This is a genomic window from Microvirga zambiensis WSM3693 (genome assembly GCF_016735695.1).
Classification (GTDB): Bacteria; Pseudomonadota; Alphaproteobacteria; order Rhizobiales; family Beijerinckiaceae; genus Microvirga; species Microvirga zambiensis.
The window spans coordinates 1-1,609 of record NZ_JAERQD010000178.1; the positions used below are offsets into that span (position 1 = coordinate 1).

The 1,609-nt window shown below is 67.0% G+C and carries 2 protein-coding genes; both read right to left on the reverse strand.

The annotated features are described in order from the left end of the window. Nucleotides 1-153: 153 nt before the first annotated feature. On the reverse strand, nt 154-702 hold the full coding sequence (locus JKL46_RS34705) for a transposase (RefSeq protein ID WP_201842992.1): 549 nt from the start codon (nt 700-702) through the stop codon (nt 154-156). Nucleotides 703-740: 38 nt separating this feature from the next. Then, nucleotides 741-1,247 (reverse strand): helix-turn-helix domain-containing protein, encoded by a 507-nt coding sequence (locus JKL46_RS34710; RefSeq protein WP_246529746.1) that lies wholly within the window; start codon nt 1,245-1,247, stop codon nt 741-743. Nucleotides 1,248-1,609: the final 362 nt, after the last annotated feature.

The following is a 1,609-nucleotide window of genomic DNA, read 5'->3' on the forward strand; positions in this document are numbered from 1 at the left end:
TGTCCGGCAATCCCGTGTCCGGAAGTTCAACGGCATCCGCCTCGTCGCTGCCCTCGTCTGCATCGGCCTCGCGGGCGACCTGCTCGGCCTCGTTGAAGACGCGATCCATGTGCTTTTCGCTGCGCGGCGCAAACCGATGCAGCCTCGCCAGTGCTAAGTAGGTCGCCATAAGTTCTGCAACAGCTTTTTGAGCCAGAAGTGTTTGGATGCCATGCCAGCCTTGCGACGCGCTTGTTGCGGCGTCAGCGTCAGAATCCAAGCCGCGGCATCGGCAGCCAGCATGTCGATGGACGCAGCCTGCCGGTTGGCTGCAATCAGCCGCTTGAGCTCGCGCCAGAGCTGCTCCATCGGGCTCAGTTCCGGCGCCTGACGGGGCAACCACACGAAGCGAATGCGTAACCGGGTCGCCAGCGCCTGGGTCTGCGGCGCGGTGTGGGCGCTCGCCCGGTCGGTCAGCAGCCAGAGCCAGCCGGCACAGCGGTAGCGGCGCCGCAACGCGCGCAGGAATGCCTGGGCATCGGCCTGGCCGGCGCGGGTGCGGATCAGCACCACGCGGCGAGCGGTGCGCAGGTCGATCGCCCCAAACAGCACCCGCTTGGCATTGTGGCCAGTGATCGGCACAACTGCCTGAGTGCCCTTCAGTGCCCAGACCGCCCGCAGCGGCGGAAACAGCCGCACCAGCGTCCAATCGAGGCAAAGCAACACATCGCCCGTTTGCCAGCCTGCCTTCAGGCGCCGGATCAGGCCCCCTTTTTCTGCGGCAGATGGGCCGCCCGCGCGACATAGACGTAGCGCGGCCGCTTCCAGCGATAGCCGGCCTCGTGCAGCCGCCGTCGCAGCGTGCGCGGGCTGACCGCAATGCCCTTCGCGGCCAGGTCGTGCGCCAGCAGCGGCACCGTCCAGCTTGTGGCCTGGTAGCCGCAGCGGCGCGGGTCGCGCGCCAGGGCCGCCGCCAGTCGCCGCGGCGTCAGGGTGTGATGCAGGCGCGGACGCCCGCTGCGCGGCCGGTCGCGGAGCGCGGTGGCCTCAGGCTCGGCCCGGTACTGGACGAGCCAGCGGTGCACACTGGAGCGGTTGACGCGGCAGCGGCGGGCCGCCTCGGCCACGGAATAGCCCTCGGCCACCAGCAGCAGCGCCTCAAGGCGGCGATAAATACGGGCCTCGCGGGCGCCAGCAAGCGCTGCGGCCAGCCGCTTGCGATCCGCCTCGTCGAGCCACGTCTCGGGAGAGTGATCATGTCGTTGCATGCTCCCCAGGGAACACCCGCAGCTCTCGCGTTGCAAGACTTATGGCGACCTACTTAGTTCTTCCTCAAGCTTGAAGACACGCTGCGCGAGGATGTCCCGCTCAGCCTTCAGTGCGGTGATTTCGGCATCACTCGCCGCCAGAAGCGCCATCAACTCCGCAACAGTCGGGGAGCCGGTTCGAGTCATCGTATTGTTGAATCGGAAGCCTCCCCTTCCGTCAACCGGCAACCTCACCCGACAAATTCATAGTGCCGCACCGGGTGGCGGACCATCGCGTCGAGATCAATGCCGTCGAGCAGCCATATGTGGACGGCCCCCTTCTTGCAAGATGTCGGGCAGAGTTTGATCGGATCGCTTGCGTT